This is a genomic window from Arthrobacter sp., assembly GCF_031988865.1.
Classification (GTDB): Bacteria; Actinomycetota; Actinomycetes; order Actinomycetales; family Micrococcaceae; genus Arthrobacter_B.
In genome coordinates this window covers 7,169-8,231 of the sequence record NZ_DALZXY010000072.1, presented here as the reverse complement: position 1 = coordinate 8,231, position 1,063 = coordinate 7,169, and the positions used below count along the sequence as shown (strand labels likewise).

The following is a 1,063-nucleotide window of genomic DNA, read 5'->3' as shown; positions in this document are numbered from 1 at the left end:
AGACGCCCAGGAGCTGCGCCGCCGATGCGATGCGATCCTCGCCGGCACCGGAACGGTACTGGCGGACGACCCGCGGCTGACCGCCCGCGGCGGGGCGGATGATTCCGTCCGTCAGCCGCTCCGGGTCATCATGGGCCGCACGGAAGTGCCGCAGGAAGCCGCCGTCCGGGGAACCGACGGCAGGTTCCTGCAGATCCGCACCCATGATCCCGCCGTTGTGCTTGCCGATCTCCATGCCCGCGGCGTGCGCCACGTGCTGGTGGAAGGCGGAGCCACCGTGGCCAGTGCGTTCCTGCGGACCGGACTGGCGGATGAACTCGTGGTCTATGCCGCGCCCAAGCTGTTGGGTGCCGGCACGCCGTCCTTCGTCGGGCTCGGCGTGATGACCCTGGCAGAGGCCTCGAGCTGGCGGTTCGATACCGCCGGCAGCGGTGCCTGCCGCCTCACTGGACCGGACCTGCGGCTCCAGCTGGAACCCGAACCGGCCGCCGCAGCCCCGGCCGCCGCAGCCCAGCGCGAACCAACGATAGGACAATGAAGTGTTTACCGGCATTGTCGCTGAGCAGGGCAGCGTAGTTTCCCTGCACCCCGACCCCACCGGCGCGGGCAAAATGCTGGTGATCGACGCTCCGGGAACCTCCACGGGGCTGGACCTCGGCGGATCGATCGCGGTCAACGGCGTCTGCCTCACGGCCACCGCCGTGGACGGAGCCCGGATTGCACTGGATGTCATCGGAGAAACCCTGGACCGGACCACCACGGGTTCGCTGGCGCCGGGCCGGAAGGTCAACCTGGAACGCTGCGTTCCCGCCGGCGGCCGGCTGGACGGACATGTGGTGCAGGGCCACGTCGACGGCGTGGGGCTCCTGCTGGACCGCGAGCACCTGGGCAGCTGGGAACGGCTCCGCTTCGGGATTCCGCAGCAGCTGGCCCGGTACATCGCCGAGAAAGGCTCCATCGCCGTCGACGGCGTCTCCCTCACAGTCACGGCCGTCAGTCCGGCTGCCGAACCGTCCCCGTGGTTCGAGGTCGGGCTTATCCCGACCACGCTGGCGGAAACCGG

The 1,063-nt window shown here is 70.1% G+C and carries 2 protein-coding genes; both read left to right on the top strand.

All coding sequences use genetic code 11. The annotated features are described in order from the left end of the window. On the top strand, positions 1-538 hold a 538-nt coding region (locus RTN46_RS12675; RefSeq protein ID WP_312181861.1), incomplete at its 5' end, for a RibD family protein. Position 539: 1 nt separating this feature from the next. Further along, the coding region (locus RTN46_RS12670; protein ID WP_312181860.1) for a riboflavin synthase at positions 540-1,063 on the top strand (524 nt) is incomplete at its 3' end.